Below are 20,741 nucleotides of genomic sequence, written 5' to 3' on the forward strand. Positions count from 1 at the left end.
ATAGGAATGGAATCGATTCACCCAGACTGGGTAATATAGATAAACTCGTAAGCAAGGAGAGAAAAACATGGCCAAAAAGGAGCTGCAGCCTTCGTTAAAAACCAGCCATATCCCAGCGGGAACAAGCTGGATCGGGTACAACCTGTCCAGAATGAAAAGTCAGCGACAATTAATGTGGATGTCATTTCCGTTTATTGCGTTTATCGCTATTTTTGCGTACGGACCATTATGGGGCTGGTTGATGGCGTTTCAGAATTATAGACCGGGCATTGGTTTTATGGAGCAGGATTGGGTTGGAGTGGATCATTTTCGAACGTTATTCACGGACCCTACATTTTTACGTGTCATTCGCAATACGCTGGCGATGAGCCTGATCAGTCTGTTTCTGGGATTTGTCGGCTCGATTGGTCTGGCGCTGTTATTGAATGAACTGCGAATGGTATTGTTCAAACGCGTGGTACAGACGGTTTCCTACCTTCCACATTTCCTGTCGTGGATCATCGTAACAGGCATTGTAGCGAATGTATTATCAACGGAAACAGGAATAGTGAATGTGCTGTTGACGAAATTGGGCCTGATTGATGCACCGATCAATTTTTTTGCCGAACCCAAATACTTCTGGGGGATTGTGGGCCTGTCCAGCATGTGGAAGGAAATCGGCTGGGGCACGATTATTTATCTGGCCGCCATGGCGTCGATTAATCCGAGCTTGTACGAGGCTGCTTCCATCGACGGAGCCGGACGGTTTCGCAAAATGTTCAATGTCACGCTTCCAAGCATCAAACCAACGATTATTATCCTGCTCATCATCAACGTTGGTAACGTACTGAACGCGGGTTTTGAGATTCAATACTTGCTGGGGAACGGACTTGTGCAGGATGTATCCGAGACGATCGACATTTTTGTTTTGAAATACGGGATTAATCTCGGCAACTACTCACTTGCCACCGCAGCAGGCATTTTCAAAAGTGTGGTCAGTCTGGTGCTCATATTTATCGCCAACGGGATTGCCAAGTCTCTTGGTGAAGAGCGATTGATATGATAAGGGGGCAGAACTGTGAAGCGATTTAGCAGAAAACGAAGCTTGGGTGACTCTATTTTTTCCATCACCAATGGCATATTTATGTTGATTGTCATGGTTGTTACGTTATATCCTTTTTTAAACACCATTGCCGTATCTTTCAATAACGGGCTGGATACGATCCGCGGGGGGATCTATCTCTGGCCGAGGGAATGGACGCTGCAAAATTACGTCTCCGTATTCCAAAACCCGAATCTGACACAAGCCGCATTTGTTTCGGTCGCCAGAACCGTGGTGGGAACGGTTGTACAGCTGTTCTGTACAGCCATGCTGGCCTATGTACTGAGCCGCAAGGAGTATATGTTTAACAAATTGGTCACAACGCTGTTTGTCATGACGATGTATTTCAGTGGTGGTTTAATTCCGGGATACATGCTGATCAAACAAGTGGGGCTGCTGAACAGCTTCTGGGTATACATTATTCCCGGGTTGATCGGAGTGTTCAACATGATCGTCATTCGTACCTACATTCAGGGACTGTCCGAGGGATTGATTGAATCCGCGAAGATGGATGGAGCCGGAGATTTTCGGATTTTCATGCGTATCGTGCTTCCCTTATCCAAGCCGGTGTTGGCTACGGTTGCACTGTTTATTGCTGTAGGTCAGTGGAACTCCTGGTTTGACTCCATGTTGTACACGGCAGGAAATCGGAATTTGACCACCTTGCAGTATGAGCTGATGAAATTGTTATCCTCTGCGACCTCACAGGGGGGAACCGTCAATGTGGATTCATTCAAAAATGTAACCAACATGGTGACGCCTGTATCCATTCGGGCAGCAATCACGGTTGTAACGGCAATGCCAATCGTTTTACTGTATCCGTTCTTGCAAAAATACTTTGTGACTGGACTAACCATTGGAGGAGTAAAAGAATGAAAAATGCAAATCAAAGCGAACAATGCACGTTTAACAATCCGATTATGCCCGGATTTTATCCAGATCCATCCGTATGCCGGGTGGGTGAAGATTTTTATCTGGTGACATCAACATTTGCCTATTTTCCTGGCGTTCCGATCTTTCAGAGCCGTGATCTTGTAAATTGGAAACAGATTGGAAATGTGCTGGACCGCCCTTCACAGTTGAATCTTCAGGGAGCAGGCCATTCACAGGGGATATTCGCTCCAACGCTTCGGTATCATGAAGGCATCTTCTATATGATTACAACCAATGTATCACATGGCGGCAATTTTGTTGTAACCGCTACCGACCCGGCTGGGCCATGGTCTGATCCTTATTTTATTGAAGGCGCAGAAGGAATAGACCCTACGATTTTCTTCGATGACGGCAAAGCGTATTACCTTGGTACACGTCCTTGCTCCGAGGGAGTTCGTTACAATGGGAACTGGGAAGTGTGGCTGCGGGAGTTGGATCTGGGCAGTATGAAGCTGGTGGGAGACAGTTACGTTCTGTGGCGCGGGGCGATGGTGGATGTCATCTGGCCGGAAGGCCCGCATCTGTATAAGATCGATGAATATTACTATTTATTGATTGCAGAGGGAGGCACAGGGCCAAACCATGCGGTGACCATTGCTCGTAGTAAAAGTTTGACCGAAGGATACGTCGGGAATCCGAATAATCCAATCATTACACATCGCCATTTGGGTAAACGTTACCCTGTTGTTAATGTCGGACATGCCGACTTGGTGCAGGCTGCGAACGGTCAATGGTTCATGGTCATGCTTGCTTCGCGTCCATATGGAGGAAGCTATAGCAACCTGGGGCGGGAGACGTTCCTTGCTTCTGTTGTTTGGGAGGACGGATGGCCTGTTGTCAATGAGGGCCGCGGGATCCTGGAGGAGCAGGGTACGTTGGATTTGAAGCCTGTTCCGGTAGAACCGCAACTGCGTTTTGACCATTTTGACAGTGATAAACTGGGCTTGCAATGGATGTTTCTGCGTAATCCCCAGGAAGACTTATATTCATTAACCGAACGAAAAGGATACTTGCGACTGAAGCTGAAACCGCAAACCTTGAAGGAAAAAGAAAATTCCAGCTTTGTTTGTCTGCGTCAAAGGCATATGGATTATATCGCAGCTACAGCGATGGAATTTGTGCCTGGGAATGCCAACGAAACGGCTGGTCTCGTCGTCATTCAGAACGATCAGTATCACGTACGGATTGAGCGTGCTCTGGCCGAGAATCAGCAGGTGCTGCGTGTGGTGACCGTTATAGATGGTCAGGATAGCCACATTGCGCAAATCGCGCTGGATGATGAAGTATCGCGAGTGTATATCAAACTGGCTGCGACAGGTCAGCAACTCAACTTCTATTACAGCACGGATGGAAGTCAGTATCATCTGGTGGCGGAACAGGTGGATACAAGCAGCCTGAGCACCGAAGTAGCCGGCGGCTTTGTTGGCTGTTGTATCGGAATGTTTAGCAGCAGCAACGGTACTTCTTCCGATCAGGTAGCGGACTTTGACTGGTTTGAATATGGTTCGTACTAACGTAAATAAAAAGGGAAGCTCAATCCAGCAGCGATGCTAAGGGTTGAGCTTTTTTCTAGTCTGCTTATCTTATTATGAAGCATCCCCACAGGAATTGACCCGGTTTATATCCAAAATTTCGTTCACATGATGTTCTTCGAAACGGTCTAGCAGAGCGTCCAAACCATATTCGAGCTTGTGCTCAAGCTCCTCCAGGTAAATAGGGAGGACTGCGTAGAAGTGCACAGTCTGTCCATCTTCCATGTCGAGCGTCAGGAAATCCTCATCGACTTCAAGCGGAGGCAGCACGATAAAGGCACACATTTCTGTGTTATTGGAAAATGGCATTGCCGGATCACCATTCGGCACCGTATGCCCCCAACTTAGCCAGGTATCGTAGTCATGCGGCAAGCGAGCCATCGTTTTTAACCAGCGTATTGGCCAGTAGTTGTCCGACTCCTCCAATTCCTCCTCTGATAGTGGCCAATCCGGCGGCAAACAAATCATCAACTCTGCGTACTCATAGTCCTCTGGATCTTCAGGCGTGTTCATAGGCAAGGCGCTCATGCCTGTGGTGTACAATGTGTAATAATTTCGTTCTGGTGTTGGACGAATCATATGGACATCGATATGAACCTTGTCTGACAGCAACTCATGGAATACAGACTCGGCTTCGCCGAGATATTGGTCAGCATGTTTCTCGATTCGCTCCAGCCATTCGTCTTTTGGATAAGAAGTAGACTGCCACTCACGCTTCCTATCCTTATGACGAAGGATAGGAACGCCGGAGGGTGAATATTCGGATGGTTTGGACATACTTACAGCTCCCCTGCACAGTATAATGTACTTGCTTTTTCATCTTATCATATCATGTGAATTGAAGTCTGAACCTCGTTCTATGTTATGATATTTGCATCTTCAAAAGTTCGATTGAAGGGGCATAGCGTATGAATCAGAGCATACAACAGTTTAAGGCGGATTTTTTCAAAGCGTTGGCACACCCGATGCGGATTCAGATTCTGGAGTTGCTGAGTGAAGGAGCCAAAAACGTGAATGAACTGCAAAGCATTCTGGGATCGGAAGGCTCTGCTGTTTCACAACAACTGGCTGTATTGCGTAGCAAAAACGTGGTCCACGGAATAAAAGAAGGGACAACCGTCACTTATTCGCTGCGTGATCCGCTGATTAAGGACCTGTTGGCAGTCACCAAACAGATTTTTGACAATCATCTGGTTGATGCCATTTCCATGCTGGAAGATATTCGTAAAGAGTCCTGACACAATAAACAAGAGCAACTGGGTGTAATCACCGGAGGTTCTTGTTTTTTTTGTGTTAAGTTCCTGCTGAGATTGTGCGTAATCCGATTGACAGGACGTATGCAGGGGAGTAGTCTTTTGGATATATTCAAATATTCAAATATATAAAGAAAAGAAGGTTTTTGTGCATGAAATGGATGGGGAGATATGCAGGGTACAATGCTGCCGCTTTTCGCAAGGATCTGTTATCAGGACTGATTGTAGGTATCATTGCGATTCCACTCGGTATGGCCTTTGCCATCGCTTCCGGGGTCAAACCGGAGTATGGATTGTATACCACAGTAATCGCAGGGATTCTCATTTCCTTGCTGGGTGGGTCCAAGTTCCAGATTGGCGGGCCAACGGGGGCATTCATTCCGATCCTATTTGCCATTGTGATGCAGTATGGATATGAGAATCTGCTGATCGCCGGAATGATGGCCGGTTTGATGCTTGTACTTATGGGCGTATTCAAGCTTGGGGCATTAATTAAGTTTATTCCAAGGCCGGTGACGATCGGTTTTACGGCAGGGATCGCCGTCATTATTTTTAGCGGACAAATGACGAACTTTCTGGGGCTTCGAGGCATCGAGAAACACGAGGATTTCTGGTCCAATATGAAAGAAATCGGGATGCATATCTCGACGATTAATATATACAGCGTGCTTACAGCTGGAATCTGCCTGGCTGTTCTTCTGCTTGTGCCCAAGTTTGCACCAAAGGTGCCTGCATCACTAGTGGGGCTGATTCTTTCGACGGTAGTCGCAGCGATCTTTTTTGAAGGACAGGTGGCTACAATTGGTTCGTCCTTTGGCGCCATACCTAACTCCTTGCCTCAGTTCCATATGCCTGAGATCACTTGGGAGCGTATCATGAACTTGCTGCAACCCGCTTTTGTCATTGCCATGCTGGGTGGAATTGAATCGCTGCTGTCAGCTGTTGTTGCCGATGGCATGACCGGAAGCCGACATAACAGCAATCGGGAGTTGATTGGGCAGGGAATTGCTAATATGGTGACGCCGCTGTTTGGTGGTATTCCTGCAACAGGAGCGATTGCACGTACAGCAACAAATATCAAATCCGGCGCAGTATCGCCATGGTCTGGCGTGATTCACGGTGTGGTGGTTTTGCTGGTACTTGTTCTCTTTGCGCCATACGCATCCCACATTCCTCTTGCCAGTATGGCTCCCGTTCTCATGCTGGTTGCCTGGAATATGAGTGAACGAAGATCCTTCGTGCATGTCATGAAAACCAAAACGAGTGATTCACTCGTTCTGCTGATTACCTTTTTGCTGACCGTATTTACAAGTTTAACAACGGCTGTAGAGGTTGGGTTAATTCTAGCGGTCCTTTTATTTGTTAAACGCATGAGTGAGATGTTGAAGGTTGCCAAAGTACTGCCCGATCCCGATCATAAACATGAGAAAGTCATGGCCCACATGGTTCGGGAAGGACATGACTGTCCGCAAATAAGCCTGTATACAATTGAAGGGCCACTGTTTTTCGGCGCAGCGGATATGTTCGAGAAGTCGGTCATGGATTCAATTCATCGGCGACCGGGCATTTTGCTGTTGCGCATGGGCAAGGTACCTTTTATGGATACAACAGGCGAGGCTAACCTGGCGAGTTTAATCAAGCATTTTGAACGGTCGGGCGGAATTGTATTGTTATCGGGCATACAAGAGCAGCCGCTTGAGATGTTGAAACGAACGGGTCTGTTAGAGCGTTTGAATCCTGCACATCGTTTTGAACATACTGGAGAAGCCATTAATTATGCGTTACAGCATTTAAACGAGGAGAAGTGTAAGGGGTGCAAACATTTTGCCTTTCGTGAATGTGCTGCATTGTCGAGCGCTGGCATCGACCCAGAGTGTAATAGCCTGCTGAAATCTGGGAAGCGGGTCAATGCAAGCAGTTCTGTATAATCTACTCAAGAGAGAGGAAACTTTGAAATTCCAAAGATGATGCACCCGTTTAAAATATATATTCTGGAAAATTAACGAAAAATAGACTATGTTATAGGTTGATAGGTGAATACGGTTACATCGTTCATCAGATGAGAAATAATCATATAAACTGAAGGAGTATACATATGTCCATTCAACCGACTGCTTTACGTTCAGTGCTTAACCCCAGGTATCTGGAGTCTGCATTGAGCAATCAATATGACATTGGAACATGGGAAGAATGTTTGTTTTGGCTTAGAGGATTGAATGATACCTACCGGGTTCGCACGTCCAGTGGCATGTATATTCTCCGGATCTACCGCACTGAAATTACGGAGGCAGATGTTCAGTATGAGCTTTCGTTATTGTCTCAACTGAAGAACGTTCTAGGTTCTGCGGAACATACCGACATTGGAGAATACATCGAGAAGAAAGATCATACGGGATATACGGTGTTGGAGGCTGCGGAAGGCAAGCGGGTTGCTGTGATGTTTCGGTATATTGAGGGTACGGAGAACAACCTGGAGGATGAGGAGTCTTGTTACGCCTTTGGTCAATCTGCCGCTGAATTGCATGAAGCTATGGATCAGGTGAACATGGAGCTGCCACGATATGAGCTGGATCTAAAGTTACTTATTGACGAACCCCTTGAGCGAATTATCCACTATATCGGTGAGAACAATGAAGCAGCAGCATTTCTCCATACGTTTGCCACAACGTTAAAAGAACGCATCGTTGACACTTCCAGACAAGACCTGGACTTTGGTCTGTGCCATGGCGATATGCATGGGAATAACAATGTATTTCAACAGGAACATCAGTTCATCCATTATGACTTCGAGTGGGCAGCCAAAGGCTGGCGTGCCTATGATTTAGCTCAAGTGAAAGTTCGAAAAAGACAGTCGGGTGATTCAAGGCAGAAACAAAGACTATGGGATGCATTGATGAAAGGATACCGGTCGGTTCGGAAGTTTACGGATGCAGACGAACAGGCGGTTGATCTCTTTATTGTTGCTCGCCGATTCTGGGTGATGGGTCTGGATGTTGCTTTTATCGAGAGTGATACGGGTGCGCTGGACTATGGTTCTGATTGGCTGGATAGTTTCGTGGAAGAGTTCCGAGATACGGGGATTGTATCATAGCGAATGATGGACATTGTTTAAGATGTAGGTTTGAATGTTTTAAGACCCTTCCGAGTCAACTTGAACTCGGGAGGGTCTTTTTCATCTTATATTGAAGGAAACAGTGGCACTTATTAGTTGGATGATGATGAAGAAGCGGCAGCAGCCGATGCTGCAGCAGCTGCGGCCATGGCGGCCTGCTGGGCAATAATAATGTTTGTGATGCTGGTTGAGATGGTTGTGGTTAGAACACCGTTGCGCAGATCCTCTACATATTGTATGGCTACCAGAGCAGACGAGAACAGGAGCAACTCCTGTTTGTCGATTGACCAGGCACCGAAGCCTTTTTGAGTCCGTAACCAGTCATTTGTTTCCGCGACTTCATCCACTAATGACTCTCTGTCCGAAGGCAGTAGAGAAAGTATTCCGAGAGAGGCTAACGTATACGTTTTGTCCATTCGAAGATTCCTTTTGCGAAAAGCTTCATTTAAGGCAATCACTCGAGCCCCTGCATCCGGGACATCCTCTCCAAGAACCAGGACCTGTGTTAACGCCTGCACACTGTTTCTGGAAGAGAACTCCGGTTTTAATTCGCCATAAAGTTGTTCCATACGTGCCACACCGGTATCTACTTCGAGATCGGAAAGGGCTAACATGGCAGCGAAAATGTAATCATCCTGTCCAGTGAGGAAACGATGCTCTGCTTTCATGCCATCATAAAATAATTTGGCCCGCTCCACCGTAGGTTGAAACTGGTCAGGTGATGTCTGAGTAGCGATCTGATAGGCGGCAATAACCAGATAATCAGAGTTGCGGAATTTGATCTCTTTCATCAAATCATAGACATGCAGGGTATCTGCCAGCTTTGTGTCCCCATCCGTTGTAAGGGAGAGCATGGTAGCAATGCTAATGGCCGAATTACCTCTGAATGCAGAGAAGAGTTTTGTGTTTAGCTTAATCAACTCATGGCTTTGATGAATAGCTTCCCCATCCGCTGTTTTATTCTCCGCTGCATAGAGCAGGGCAGCCAGACGTTGCATCATCGCATGTTGCCATTTGAACGACTTCTTGATGATCTGGGTGTTGGAAACAAATAATTCAACTCGTTCTGCATGAGATTGTTGCATGGGCACACCTCCATATTCACTGTTATTCAACAATACCTTTCCAGCTTCCTTCATTCCGTCGGTGTAAACAGATTAGATGATTAGGGATATCAAATGAATTAAAGCGATTATTCCCATAGGGTAGATCAATGATCTGGAGAACCCGTTTTTAAATTCATTTCGAGGATGTTTTTCGAAAAAGAAGTGTAATACGGTATGTATGATGAAAAAGATATCCAGCACCCAAAATGTAATGGTCTGATATGGGCTAAAAAGAAGAGAGAGGATGATGGTATACATTGGCAGGTGAATCCAAGTGAAATACCTATAGGCTTTATCATCTTCCATATCTTTTAACACCATAAATAATTTCCATTCGGACCGCCTGATGGCATCCATTTCGTGAAGCAGAAAGAGAGACAGGTTAAACAAAAATAAAACCAGTAAAAAGTCAGGCATGTAAAGTCTCCTATTATTCAATGTAATATGATCAAGATAATCAATACGAAATAGCCCTCTGATGGTTTCAGGTATATCTATTGTCAGAGAAAATTCTAGGGGAGAATTAACGATGAATGATCGTAGTTTTAGAGGGCTGGTTAAAAAATAAATATTTTCATTATTTAATGTACTAAAGGATTATGGTGTGAAGTGTCGAATAATGTCAATTGATAGGTATTTTGATTCATGGGAGGCTGATCAAATAAGCGTTGCTTCAGACAGTAGCTCACTCCAGAATGAGGAAGGAACGGATGAACATTAACAGTTCAGTGATCATGTACAAGAGAGTTTCACTCATGTTTTTATGCCTCATATTATTTGTAACCAATGGATTTATCGGGAGTCAATGGTTGGGAACTGCATCAGCAGCGGCCCCGACAACAGTAACGTTTTCTACAACAACTGATAGTAGTGCCTGGACTGACGGGATCGCTGAAGATGGTGAAGGTGGCTCAACAGATATTCTTGGGAAGGTTTTTCAATTTTTCAATATTAGTGATGTTAGTGGAACTATGATGCCGGGAAATCTCATTTTTGCAGATACAGAGGCAGATGGTTGGTTTCCTTTTTTGACCACTTATGAAACTGATATTAATATTGGTTGGAAAGGGATGGGGATTAGAACAAGCGATGCTTCCGAATTCCAAATTAACGGATTCTTTTATTCAAACTGGGGTGAAGGACCAATAAACCTTAGGATTGAAGGATATCGCGATGGAGCAAAGGTTGCAACCCACTCATTCATAAATGACGAATTAATTGCAGATTATCACTCTAAACATGTTTCATTAAATGAAGATTTCGATAATGTGGACTTGGTTCTTCTATATTCGACAGATAAGAACAGTTGGCATGGTATTAATGACATTGTGCTTGATGATGCTGTGGTTTCTGCAGCAGCCCCAACGATCAACATCCAGCCAGCAGATGAAACAGCCAATGTGGGGGCGAGCAATCCAACGCTGAGCCTAGGCGCTACCGCTAGTGATGGAGGAACATTGAGCTATCAGTGGTATAGCAATACGGCTAACAGTACCACGGGTGGTATGGCAATCAACGGGGCAACCAGCTTAACGTATGCCGCGCCAACGACAAGTGAGGGAACGACCTACTATTATGTAATCGTGACCAACACCAACAATGGTGTAAATGGAACAAAGACCGCAATGGCGACGAGCAATGTGGCACAAGTAACGGTAAATGCACTGGTTCATGCAGCAGCCCCAACGATCAACATACAGCCAGCCAATGAAGCGGCCAATTTGGGAGCAAGCAGTCCAACGCTGAGTGTAAACGCTACCGTTAGTGATGGGGGCACGTTGAGTTATAAATGGTATAGCAATACCACCAACAGCACCACGGGTGGTACGTTGATCAGCGGGGCAACCAGCTCAACGTATGCCGCGCCAACGACAAGTGAGGGAACGACCTACTATTATGTGACCGTGACCAACATCAACAATGGTGTAAATGGAACGAAGACCGCAACAACGACGAGTAATGCGGTATATGTAACGGTAAATGCACTGGTTCATGCAGCAGCCCCAACAATCAACATACAGCCAGCCAATGAAGCGGCCAATTTGGGAGCAAGCAGTCCAACGCTGAGTGTAAACGCTACCGTTAGTGATGGGGGCACGTTGAGTTATAAATGGTATAGCAATACCACCAACAGCACCACGGGTGGTACGTTGATTAGCGGGGCAACCAGCTCAACGTATACCGCGCCAACGACAAGTGAGGGAACGATCTACTATTATATAATCGTGACCAACACCAATAATGGTGTAAATGGAATGAAGACTGCAACGACGACGAGCAATGCGGCCCAAGTGACGGTGAGTGCGCTAATCGATGCAGCAGCCCCGACGATTAACACACAGCCAGCGGACGCCACCGTTGACGAGGGAGCGAGTAGTCCAACGCTGAGCGTAGGCGCTACGATCAGTGATGGAGGAACATTGAGCTACCAGTGGTATAGCAATACGGTCAACAGTACAACAGGCGGTACGCCCATCAATGCGGCAACCAGCTCAACATATGCCGCCCCAACGACAAGTGAGGGAACGATCTACTATTATGTAATCGTGACCAACACCAACAATGGTATAAATGGAATGAAGACTGCAACGATGACAAGCAATATTGCTGTAGTTGTCATTCAACAAGCACAAACGTATGTCATTGAGAATATTGCGGATCAAACCCCAGCAGCATTGATTCAGGGCTATGCCTCGGGTAGTCAAGAAACATTAACCAATATCGTGAAAAATATTGGTACTGGTACATTGACTAACTTGGAGGTAATATCTGGTGGGACGAATGGGTCGGATTTTGAAGTAACACAACCTACAGTGTCTACCCTTAACCAAGGGGCTGAAACCAACTTCACAGTGAAGGTTAAAGATGGTTTGCCAGCAGGCACTTATACTGCGACGCTTCGTATATCCGCGGACAATATGCTGGACCAGACATTCCAAGTTGTTCAAGCGATCAACTTGCCAAACGCGCCGGCCAATCCTCAGGATTTGGTATTAACCCCTGGAGATCGGCAGGTTCAGCTGACTTGGAGTAATGTGCCGGGAGCGACATATTACGAAGTTTATTTATCAACAGTATCCGGTCAATTTAGCAGTAACGCAATTACCACCGTGACGGATGGGAACTATCGTGTAGAAAATCTGATTAATGGAACCACTTATTTCTTTATGGTGAAAGCAGGCGGATTGGGTGGCTTGAGTGCGGAGTCTAATGTGGCAAGTGCAACTCCACTAACAGTTCCAGAAGCACCATCATCCGTAATAGCAGTCGCTGGTAACGGACAGGCTACCCTTAGCTTTAATCCTCCAACAGACAATGGAGGAAGTGCCGTAACGTCATATGAGGTGAATGTTCTACCAGATAATAGAGTCGTGACTGGAACACGTAGCCCAATAATCATCACGGGATTAACCAACGGAACGAGCTATACGTTTACAGTGAAAGCAAAGAATCAAGCAGGGGGTAGTGAGTCTTCGTTACTATCCAATGCGATCGTCCCGTTAGCACCAACAGGTAATGGCGGCAATACCGGTGGCGGAGGAAGTATTGGCGGTAGTGGAGGCAATACGAATCCAAGCCAGCCACCTACATCAGGAACTCAAGTTCCAAACCCAGGAAATTCAGGTGTGGATGTAATGGTCAACGGGAAATTGGAAAACATCGGATCAGCAACTTCAAGTGAGCGAAATAGTCAAAGTGTAACCACAATAACGGTAGATTCCGTGAAGCTGGATGAAAAGCTTACAGCTGAAGGAAATGGAGCTACGGTCACCATTCTGTTAAATAAACAATCTGATGTTGTCATTGGGGAACTAAATGGCCAGATGATCAAGAGCATGGAGGATAAAAAGGCAACTCTGAAAATTCAAACGCCGTCTGCGACCTATACATTACCTTCTCAGCAAATCAATATCCAAGCGCTGTCCAATCAATTGGGGCAGTCAATTAATCTCAAAGATATTCTGATTCAAATTGAGATCTCGACGCCTGGAGCAGAGATGCTGCGGGTAATAACAGATGCGACTGAAAAAAACAGATTTACACTTGTTGCCCCAACATATAATTTTGAAGTACGCGGCATTTATGTTAATCGTACGATTAACATTACCCATTTCAATGCATATGTTGAACGAACGATAGCTATTCCTGAGGGAGTAGATCCCAACCGAATCACGACAGGTGTAGTCATCGACACGGATGGATCAGTTCGTCACGTACCAACTCAAATCGTTGTAAATGATACGAATTATTATGCCAAGGTAAACAGTCTATCCAACAGTACGTACTCCATTGTATGGAATCCGATCCAATTCCAGGATATGCAAACTCACTGGGCTAAAGCCGAAGTGAATGATATGGGTTCTCGCATGGTGATGGAAGGGACAGGCGAAGGTATGTTCACCCCAGAACGAGATATTACCCGGGCAGAATTTGCAATGGTATTGGTTCGTGGCCTGGGATTGAAATTGGATTCATCCAAGAACGTATTCTCGGATGTAGCTGCCGATGCATGGTACAGTCGCGCAATCAATACGGCCTATGAATATCAATTACTAGATGGCTTCAGAGATGGAACTTTCCGTCCTGACGACAAAATCACACGGGAGCAGGCCATGAATATTATGGCAAGAGCCATGGACATTACAGGACTAAAAGAAAAGCTTCCCGTTCAATCGGGATCAACCGAGCTTCAAAAGTATATCGATATATCAGAATCGTCTGTATGGGCAAACAAGGGTATAGCTGAAAGCATACAAGCGGGTATTTTTTCAGGTAGAAGTGATGGTAAGCTCGCACCCAAGGCATATATTACAAGAGCTGAAGTGGCTGCAATTGTTGAGCGGCTTCTCCAAAAATCAGGATTAATCTGATTGCAATTAATCATCGGGGGTTATCCTAATCATGTCAGGTGAGGACATAATTAGGAGGCCTCTTTTTCATGTAGAAAATTCTGTTTAACGGGTCTTCCTCACATTCTTTGTTGTATTTCTGCGGCACATCTCGTACAATTTGGTGAAGTAATTCTGCATTGCGTTAATGTGAATGTGAAAATTAAAGATTACATCAGGAAGCTGTACACAAGAAAAGGGGAGAATCGTTTGGAATCAAAGCAACTATCTAGAGGGCTAAAGCCCCGCCATGTAGAGCTGATTGCACTCGGAGGTACAATCGGCGTTGGTTTGTTCATGGGATCGGCAAGTACGATCAAATGGGCAGGTCCATCCGTGCTGCTGGCTTATTTATTGGCTGGTATCGTTATCTTTTTTGTCATGCGCATTATGGGGGAAATGTTGATTCAAGAGCCGGTCACGGGTTCGTTTGCAACATTTGCTCACAAATATATTAGTCCGCTTGCCGGATTTCTGACCGCCTGGAGTTATTGGTTCCTGTGGGTTACGGTGGGTATGGCGGAAGTTACGGCGATTGGCATCTATGTCGGGTATTGGTTCCCGGATATTCCGCAGTGGTTGCCTGCACTTGCTGGGGTGCTGATCATTGCGGCGGCAAATCTGGCGGCGGTGAAGTTCTATGGGGAATTTGAATTCTGGTTTGCGATGATCAAGGTGACGGCTATTGTAGCCATGATCGTTATTGGAACCGGGCTCATCTTCTTCGGCTGGGGGAACGGAGGACAGCCAATCGGGCTGTCGAATCTGTTCAGTCATGGCGGATTCTTCCCTGGAGGCATCAAAGGTTTCCTATTTGCACTGTGTATCGTAACGGCTGCGTATCAAGGGGTGGAGATGGTCGGTATTACAGCAGGCGAAGCGGAGAATCCGAAATACACCTTGCGTAAAGCGATCAAAAATATCGTGTGGCGTATTCTTATTTTCTATGTTGGAGCTATATTTGTTATCGTAACCCTGTACCCTTGGAACGAGGTAGGCGAGACGGGTAGCCCGTTTGTGCTCACCTTTGCCAAGGTTGGTATTGTTGCTGCAGCGGGGATCATTAACTTTGTGGTACTCACGGCGGCCATGTCTGGATGCAACAGCGGGATCTACAGTGCAGGACGGATGTTATACACGCTGGCTGAGAATGGGCAGGCACCTGCCTTTTTCAAAAAGCTGTCCAAAGGCGGGGTTCCCCGCAACAGTATCGTCATTACAATCTCCTTGCTGTTGATTGGGGTTGTGCTGAACTACCTGATGCCGGACTCCAAGCTGTTCCTGTACATCTACAGTGCAAGTGTTCTTCCGGGTATGGTTCCATGGTTCGCGCTGGCGTTCAGCCAGTTCCGATTCAGAAAGCGTTGGGGCAACGAGATGGCGGATCATAACTTCAAGTCCAAATGGTTCCCGATCAGCAATTACATTATCATCGTGTATCTGATTCTCGTCATTATTGGTATGGCGTTTAACCCGGATACGCGCTTGCCTCTGATAGTTGGAGCTACGTTTATGGCCATCGTGGTGGCTGGATATTTCGCATTTGGCATCGGAAAAAGACAACGGATAGATGGCGGCGAAGATCGCTAGTCTAATATTCAAAAATCAACTTATATCGTAATATCAACCATGCATTCCTTGAAACGATTGGAGAACCTGAGGGTGATTCAGCGTCATTCAGGGAGTGCATTTTTTTATCTGAGAATCCATGCTTGATTATAAACTCTCAAATCTCAGAGATTCAATTTTAGACGATTGTCAGGGAATCTGGTTAGCTTAGTTTAAATAACGCCCAACTCGGTTACAAAGGAAAGAGTGCAACATTTAAGAAAACAACTTCTGTGATCGTACTGATCAATATAAATAACCAAGGAGGAATTGAACATGGCTAATCAAGACCAGCACACCATGCAAGACCCAACGACACAATATCCGAAGGCTACAACGGAGTGGAAACAGCAACAGGATGAGCCGGGGCTCCAGCGTGAGATGACCCCTGTCCCCGATGCGGGTGAGAAAAGTTATAAAGGCAGCGGACGTTTAACGGGACGCAAAGCAGTTGTGACCGGGGCTGACAGCGGAATTGGCCGGGCGGCAGCGATTGCGTTTGCCCGTGAAGGTGCAGATGTTGTTCTGGCTTATCTTCCGGAAGAGGAAGCAGATGCGCAAGAAGTTGTGAAGCTGATTGAGGAAGCCGGTCGCAAAGCAATCACGATGCCAGGTGACCTGAAGGATGAGAAATACTGTGAAGAACTCATTGAATCTGCGGTAAAAGAGCTTGGCGGGATTGATATCCTCGCTAACGTGGCAGGTAAACAGCAGTTTGTAGAGCAGATTGCGGATCTGACTACCGAGCAATTCGATGCAACGTTCAAAACAAATGTCTATTCCATGTTCTGGCTCTGCAAAGCAGCTGTGAAACACATGAAACCGGGCAGCTCCATTATCAACACATCATCCATTCAGGCGTACAAACCTTCGCCAATCCTGCTGGATTATGCGACAACGAAGGCAGCCATTAACACGTTCAGCAAAGCGCTGGCGCAACAGCTGGGTAGCAAAGGGATTCGTGTCAACGTTGTTGCACCAGGCCCGGTATGGACACCACTTCAGGTCGTGGGTGGACAACCAGTCGAGAAGCTGGCTGATTTCGGCTCCAATACACCGCTTGGTCGGGCAGGACAACCTGCCGAGATGGCTCCGGCATTTGTGTTCCTGGCAAGCCAGGAATCCAGCTATGTGAGCGGCGAGACACTGAATGCAAATGGCGGTACGGTTAGTCCGTAAATAGTTTTAGGTAATCCGATCAGGGTATTAGAGGATACGGTCTCCATATTGGGGGCGGTATCCTCTTTTTTGTCGTTAAGATGAGAGAAATAAAATATTTTTATATATGAAAGCGTTCTTATATAAAACAGGAAAGGTACATGGTAATATATTCAAGAACATGATCTTCTCTCCCAGCTCTGAGAGTGCGTTGCTTATACAATGAATCTGTTCAGATCAATACACTATGCCTAGGAATCGAAGGAGGAATTCTGTAATGGCCAAGAATGTACTTAAACTAGGTGACCCTGTCATAAGCACGTACACATCATATGGGACATTAACATCCGTTATGCACGAAGATTTATGGCCATGGATTTTCAATAACTTTATACAAATCAGATATGCACATGGATGGGGAATTTTTTCGTTTGATTCTCATCAGTTTCTGCTAAGTACCTGTCCGGGAATTTCCTTTTACAACCTGCCACAAGAAATTGTGATTAGCAAATGGGGAACATCACTTAAGCAAGTGATTACGGAAGCGATAGATATGGGGTATTATCTATATATTTATGCAGATAGATACTACCTTGCGTGTACAGACTATTATCAAAAAGAACATCTCATGCACGAATTATTGGTGTACGGGTATGACCTGGATCAAAATTTGATATACATTGCTGATAATCTAGATGATGGTAAATTCATACAAACCGTATGTAGTCTGGATGAACTTGAGAAAGGCTACTGGACCATGTCTAATGAGTACAGTTTTTGGACAGAAGTGAGATTTCTCAAGCCTATCCAGAATATTAACTATGCAATTCATGTGGAGCAGATTATAACGGCGATGGAAAACTATCTTAACTCAAGCGAGACATATGACTTGGTGAGAGATCAGAAATACGATTTTGGAATGCAAGCCATTCAACGCATCTTTACCGACATTGAGCAGGCAGCCCTAGTTGGAGAAGCATTGGATTCACGAGTCTTTCATCTTATGTATGAACATAAGCTACTAATGGAGTTACGTTTATCTTATTTAATGGAGAAATCAATCATTAAGCCAGATACAGCCTTTATGGAATTAAGCACTGTTCTGAAACAGGACTACTTTAAATTGAGAAATATAGTTCTGAAATACAATATAACGCGTGATGCAAGTACACTTAGTAAAATAAGTGAGAGATTGCAAGAGAATCTCATGAAAGAGAAAGCTTTTATTTCTTCTTTTATTACCAGATTGCAACAGGTTGAATCACTGGTTTGAAGCCATCCAATAACAGACCAAAAATCCCCTTTGCTTGTAGTAAAGCAAAGGGGATTTTTGTGTAATAATAAATTTACTTCTGTTCTGGTTTCGGGTCCAGGATGGCATAACTACCCAGCGTGGCCAATTGTGCCGTATTCAGAAGGGCTTCATCCACTGCAGCGAGGGCTTCGCCAGCAGCTGTCATCAGCTCATTAGAATCAACAGGTGAGGCAAATCGGAGGATGACCCGGTTCTCTCCTTTTTTAAGTTCACTCTCCGCCTTTGTTTTGTACTCACTAATGGATGCGACTTCGAGATCATTCTGCACATAATAATCATTGGCATCACTCTTGCCATTAAACATCGCAAGCTCGGAGTCAAGCCAATAATCTTGATCAGCTATCGTTTTCTGGCTGGCAGCAGTCTCATCGTTGGCATTATACAGGAAGTAGGGGATGCCTGAGTTCGTCAGGTTGTTGGTGGCATCGACATGGAACCATTCGTTCCCGATCTTGACCTTGTTCCATGCATGTGGAACGCCGCTGGAAGCGCCCGTTACAACGATGCTTTCCAGTCCCGAGAGATCGGAGAGCAATTTGTAAACGGAAGCATAACTGGCACATACCCCAACACCTTTGACCAGAATACCGTATGTGGTAAACGAGTCATTGAATTGCGGATCGACATTTTTAAAGTTGTTCTGTTCCGCACTCTCCAGTGCTGCATCATCATACTTCGCGTTATCGTTCAGATAATCGTAGATGGCTTTTCGTTTCTCGTCTTCGTTCATGTCCTCTTTGATAATGGAAGCCACCACTTCGTTTGCTTTGGCAATAATCTCATCTTGCTTCTTCTGGATACCACTAGCCGATTCATTGTAATGAATCGAAAGGGTAAGCGTACCATAGTTGTATTCGAAACCTTCCACACCAAGAATCAATGGATTCTGGTACATCACTTTCAGGACAACATCCGAGAGTGTCGTGAAATTTTGAGCTTCGGGGAAAGCTTTTAACGAAATATTATCTTGTGCCGCAATCATGTTTTTCGCCAAAACTTCTTCCAATGCGGAATCTGCATTGATCATTGCATCGCCTGTAGCAGGCTGGGGCACAGTTTCCTGATTACCTTGTTCTACATTTTGCTGTGTATTAGATTTCTGTTCATCTACCAGGTTGTCTTCTACAGCTTCAGGAGCTGGAGCAGGTGCTTCATTGGAAGCTTCCTCAGAAGCCATATCTGAAGAAGTATCAGAAGTATCATCGGAAGCCTCAGTAGATAGAGGATCAGTTGCATCTTCTGACGTTCCAGTATCGGTTGTAGACTCTGGAGTTGAAGTTTCCGAAGCCGGTGCTTCTTTTGTTTCCGTTGCAGACTCAGGTGCATCATGATTGTTAATGATCGTTGGCACATCAGGTGCAGGAACGTAAGGTGTGTCATTCTTTGGTTCCACCAGTCCGTTGCTGGAATCGGCTACGGTTTGCTGAGCAAGTTTGTCCAGGTCTGCTTGGGTCACATTTTCTACGCGTACGTAACTTTTCAAAGCTGTTCCTTTAACGTGAAAAGGAATATTCGTCTCATTGAACTCTGAAATTTCTACGCTTTTGGTATCATAGACAATGGTTTCACGAGCTAGAGAGCCGTCATTGTACTCAACTGTTGCTTTCTGAGGAAGTACATCTATATTCTTTAATTTCTCCCTATACAATTGTTCTTTCAGAGATGTTGGTAACTGGGAAGCAAGCGGAGCTGTAGGGACACCTCTGCTAAAATTGGATTCTTTGCCTCCGCCGATTGCAGTGACATAATATTCTCCTCGTATACCATGGTTCTGAGTGGTAGTTATCATTTCATTATAAGTGCCTAGCCCGCCTTTTCCGTCTCTCAAAAAATCATTGAAAGACGTCTCTGTCGTTACCGCAATATCTAAAGGCAGACTATTACTGAAAGCGTCCTCTGCGCCAGTTAGAGGTACATTGGTATCGAAGTTGGTTAGGTCAGAACGTTTATAAATTTTATATTCGGTGGCACCTTCAACCTTGTCCCAGACCAACTTGAACCGTCTATCTTTGTCAATTTCGTATCTTAGGTTAGGTACGGGTAACTCCGATTTCACTGTAAACGGAATAATGATGGGCTGATCGAGTAGTGTTAGCTTCTCAGCATCCGGATCATAATTCAGACGAATGTAATAAATGGGGGCACCGCCCCAAGAACTTTGATCCTTGTTCATCATGGAATCTGAACTTAAAACGCCCCATCCAAGAGGTTTAATAGAAACACTATTGTCGTTTGTTTCTGGAATGGCATATACATCGCTTGCTTTGAGTGCTTTAATATCGGTATGTACACTAATAATGTCACTAGCTCGCAGGTTACTTTTACGTAAATCTGCTTTAAACTTGAACGTAAATTCTTCATCCTGAGCTACGTTGTACATCGGCATAATCGCTTGTTCCGATTCGGAGCCGTATTTCTGCTTCAAACTTAAAATGGTAGAACCTTCTACGACTTCTGTAGGATTATTCTCGGACGGACTGCTTTCCTGCTCAGTACTCTGGCATCCAGCCAGTAACAGGGTGAGCGCAAACATAATAAAAAATAGACGTTTCATGATACACCGCTTTCTTGTTTTTCTGAGTTGTTCAAATAGCTACGTTTCTACACACCGAAAGATTATCAGATATGGTTAAAACCCATACTCAATCCTCTTAACGGCTAAACCTCCTATTAATTTCCTGACATCCTTTGCTAGTTTATGGTCATATTGACGCATTGTCAAGGTGAGAGGGTAGGTTTTAAGTCCTGTAGAAC

At 45.2% G+C, this 20,741-nt stretch carries 14 protein-coding genes; 10 read left to right on the forward strand and 4 right to left on the reverse strand.

Features of this window, described 5'->3' with window-relative positions; genetic code table 11:
• The first annotated feature begins 67 nt into the window (after positions 1–67).
• The 3 genes from IFU39_RS28030 to IFU39_RS28040 are packed head-to-tail and all read left to right on the forward strand — an operon-like array spanning position 68 to position 3,528.
• Positions 68–1,042: an ABC transporter permease gene (locus IFU39_RS28030; RefSeq protein WP_036606005.1), complete on the forward strand. Its 975-nt coding sequence runs from the start codon at positions 68–70 to the stop codon at positions 1,040–1,042.
• A 15-nt stretch (positions 1,043–1,057) separates the two neighbouring features.
• Positions 1,058–1,957 (forward strand): ABC transporter permease subunit, encoded by a 900-nt coding sequence (locus IFU39_RS28035; RefSeq protein WP_192136042.1) that lies wholly within the window; start codon positions 1,058–1,060, stop codon positions 1,955–1,957.
• Complete coding sequence (locus tag IFU39_RS28040; protein WP_192136044.1) at positions 1,954–3,528, forward strand: glycoside hydrolase family 43 protein; 1,575 nt, start codon at positions 1,954–1,956, stop codon at positions 3,526–3,528. The genes IFU39_RS28035 and IFU39_RS28040 overlap by 4 nt, the downstream gene beginning before the upstream one ends.
• Before the next feature lie 72 nt (positions 3,529–3,600).
• On the opposite strand, the gene IFU39_RS28045 is transcribed toward IFU39_RS28040, so the two are convergent.
• Complete coding sequence (locus IFU39_RS28045) at positions 3,601–4,323, reverse strand: suppressor of fused domain protein (RefSeq protein ID WP_192136046.1); 723 nt, start codon at positions 4,321–4,323, stop codon at positions 3,601–3,603.
• Positions 4,324–4,454: 131 nt separating this feature from the next.
• Here IFU39_RS28045 and IFU39_RS28050 point away from each other — a divergent pair, with 131 nt between their 5' ends.
• From IFU39_RS28050 to IFU39_RS28060, 3 genes are all read left to right on the forward strand, one after another.
• On the forward strand, positions 4,455–4,784 hold the full coding sequence (locus IFU39_RS28050; RefSeq protein WP_017690603.1) for an ArsR/SmtB family transcription factor: 330 nt from the start codon (positions 4,455–4,457) through the stop codon (positions 4,782–4,784).
• A 167-nt stretch (positions 4,785–4,951) separates the two neighbouring features.
• Positions 4,952–6,727 carry a SulP family inorganic anion transporter gene (locus IFU39_RS28055; RefSeq protein ID WP_192136048.1) on the forward strand — a complete coding sequence of 592 codons (1,776 nt, stop codon included), beginning with the start codon at positions 4,952–4,954 and terminating at the stop codon, positions 6,725–6,727.
• Between the two features lie 167 nt (positions 6,728–6,894).
• Complete coding sequence (locus IFU39_RS28060; protein ID WP_192136050.1) at positions 6,895–7,890, forward strand: phosphotransferase; 996 nt, start codon at positions 6,895–6,897, stop codon at positions 7,888–7,890.
• Between the two features lie 113 nt (positions 7,891–8,003).
• On the opposite strand, the gene IFU39_RS28065 is transcribed toward IFU39_RS28060, so the two are convergent.
• Together IFU39_RS28065 and IFU39_RS33470 are read right to left on the reverse strand one after the other, a co-directional pair.
• The gene (locus IFU39_RS28065) at positions 8,004–8,996 is read right to left on the reverse strand and encodes a DUF4003 family protein (protein ID WP_192136052.1); all 993 of its coding nucleotides are present in this window, start codon (positions 8,994–8,996) and stop codon (positions 8,004–8,006) included.
• Positions 8,997–9,068: 72 nt separating this feature from the next.
• The gene (locus IFU39_RS33470; RefSeq protein WP_341072432.1) at positions 9,069–9,434 is read right to left on the reverse strand and encodes a DUF6713 family protein; all 366 of its coding nucleotides are present in this window, start codon (positions 9,432–9,434) and stop codon (positions 9,069–9,071) included.
• Positions 9,435–9,751: 317 nt separating this feature from the next.
• Here IFU39_RS33470 and IFU39_RS33110 point away from each other — a divergent pair, with 317 nt between their 5' ends.
• From IFU39_RS33110 to IFU39_RS28085, 4 genes are all read left to right on the forward strand, one after another.
• Positions 9,752–13,888, forward strand: a complete 4,137-nt coding sequence (locus IFU39_RS33110) for an S-layer homology domain-containing protein (protein WP_244661139.1) — start codon at positions 9,752–9,754, stop codon at positions 13,886–13,888.
• Between the two features lie 228 nt (positions 13,889–14,116).
• Entirely contained in the window at positions 14,117–15,496 is a 1,380-nt protein-coding gene (locus IFU39_RS28075) for an amino acid permease (protein WP_091019689.1), read from the forward strand.
• Between the two features lie 294 nt (positions 15,497–15,790).
• Entirely contained in the window at positions 15,791–16,693 is a 903-nt protein-coding gene (locus tag IFU39_RS28080; RefSeq protein ID WP_192136054.1) for an SDR family oxidoreductase, read from the forward strand.
• A 256-nt stretch (positions 16,694–16,949) separates the two neighbouring features.
• Entirely contained in the window at positions 16,950–17,945 is a 996-nt protein-coding gene (locus IFU39_RS28085) for a hypothetical protein (RefSeq protein WP_192136056.1), read from the forward strand.
• 73 nt (positions 17,946–18,018) lie between these two features.
• Here the strand turns inward: IFU39_RS28085 and IFU39_RS28090 are convergent, their stop codons facing one another.
• Positions 18,019–20,541 (reverse strand): transglutaminase domain-containing protein, encoded by a 2,523-nt coding sequence (locus IFU39_RS28090; RefSeq protein ID WP_192136058.1) that lies wholly within the window; start codon positions 20,539–20,541, stop codon positions 18,019–18,021.
• Positions 20,542–20,741: the final 200 nt, after the last annotated feature.

The sequence above is a fragment of the Paenibacillus sp. CFBP 13594 genome (genome assembly GCF_014842675.1).
GTDB classification, from domain to species: domain Bacteria; phylum Bacillota; class Bacilli; order Paenibacillales; family Paenibacillaceae; genus Paenibacillus; species Paenibacillus amylolyticus_B.

Coding starts and splice junctions, on each gene's coding strand:
- IFU39_RS33110 (WP_244661139.1), top strand. CDS start 9,752: ATGTACAAGAGAGTTTCACTCATGTTTTTATGCCTCATATTATTTGTA.
- IFU39_RS28090 (WP_192136058.1), bottom strand. CDS start 20,541: ATGAAACGTCTATTTTTTATTATGTTTGCGCTCACCCTGTTACTGGCT.
- IFU39_RS28050 (WP_017690603.1), top strand. CDS start 4,455: ATGAATCAGAGCATACAACAGTTTAAGGCGGATTTTTTCAAAGCGTTG.
- IFU39_RS28030 (WP_036606005.1), top strand. CDS start 68: ATGGCCAAAAAGGAGCTGCAGCCTTCGTTAAAAACCAGCCATATCCCA.
- IFU39_RS33470 (WP_341072432.1), bottom strand. CDS start 9,434: ATGCCTGACTTTTTACTGGTTTTATTTTTGTTTAACCTGTCTCTCTTT.
- IFU39_RS28085 (WP_192136056.1), top strand. CDS start 16,950: ATGGCCAAGAATGTACTTAAACTAGGTGACCCTGTCATAAGCACGTAC.
- IFU39_RS28045 (WP_192136046.1), bottom strand. CDS start 4,323: ATGTCCAAACCATCCGAATATTCACCCTCCGGCGTTCCTATCCTTCGT.
- IFU39_RS28065 (WP_192136052.1), bottom strand. CDS start 8,996: ATGCAACAATCTCATGCAGAACGAGTTGAATTATTTGTTTCCAACACC.
- IFU39_RS28060 (WP_192136050.1), top strand. CDS start 6,895: ATGTCCATTCAACCGACTGCTTTACGTTCAGTGCTTAACCCCAGGTAT.
- IFU39_RS28040 (WP_192136044.1), top strand. CDS start 1,954: ATGAAAAATGCAAATCAAAGCGAACAATGCACGTTTAACAATCCGATT.
- IFU39_RS28080 (WP_192136054.1), top strand. CDS start 15,791: ATGGCTAATCAAGACCAGCACACCATGCAAGACCCAACGACACAATAT.
- IFU39_RS28055 (WP_192136048.1), top strand. CDS start 4,952: ATGAAATGGATGGGGAGATATGCAGGGTACAATGCTGCCGCTTTTCGC.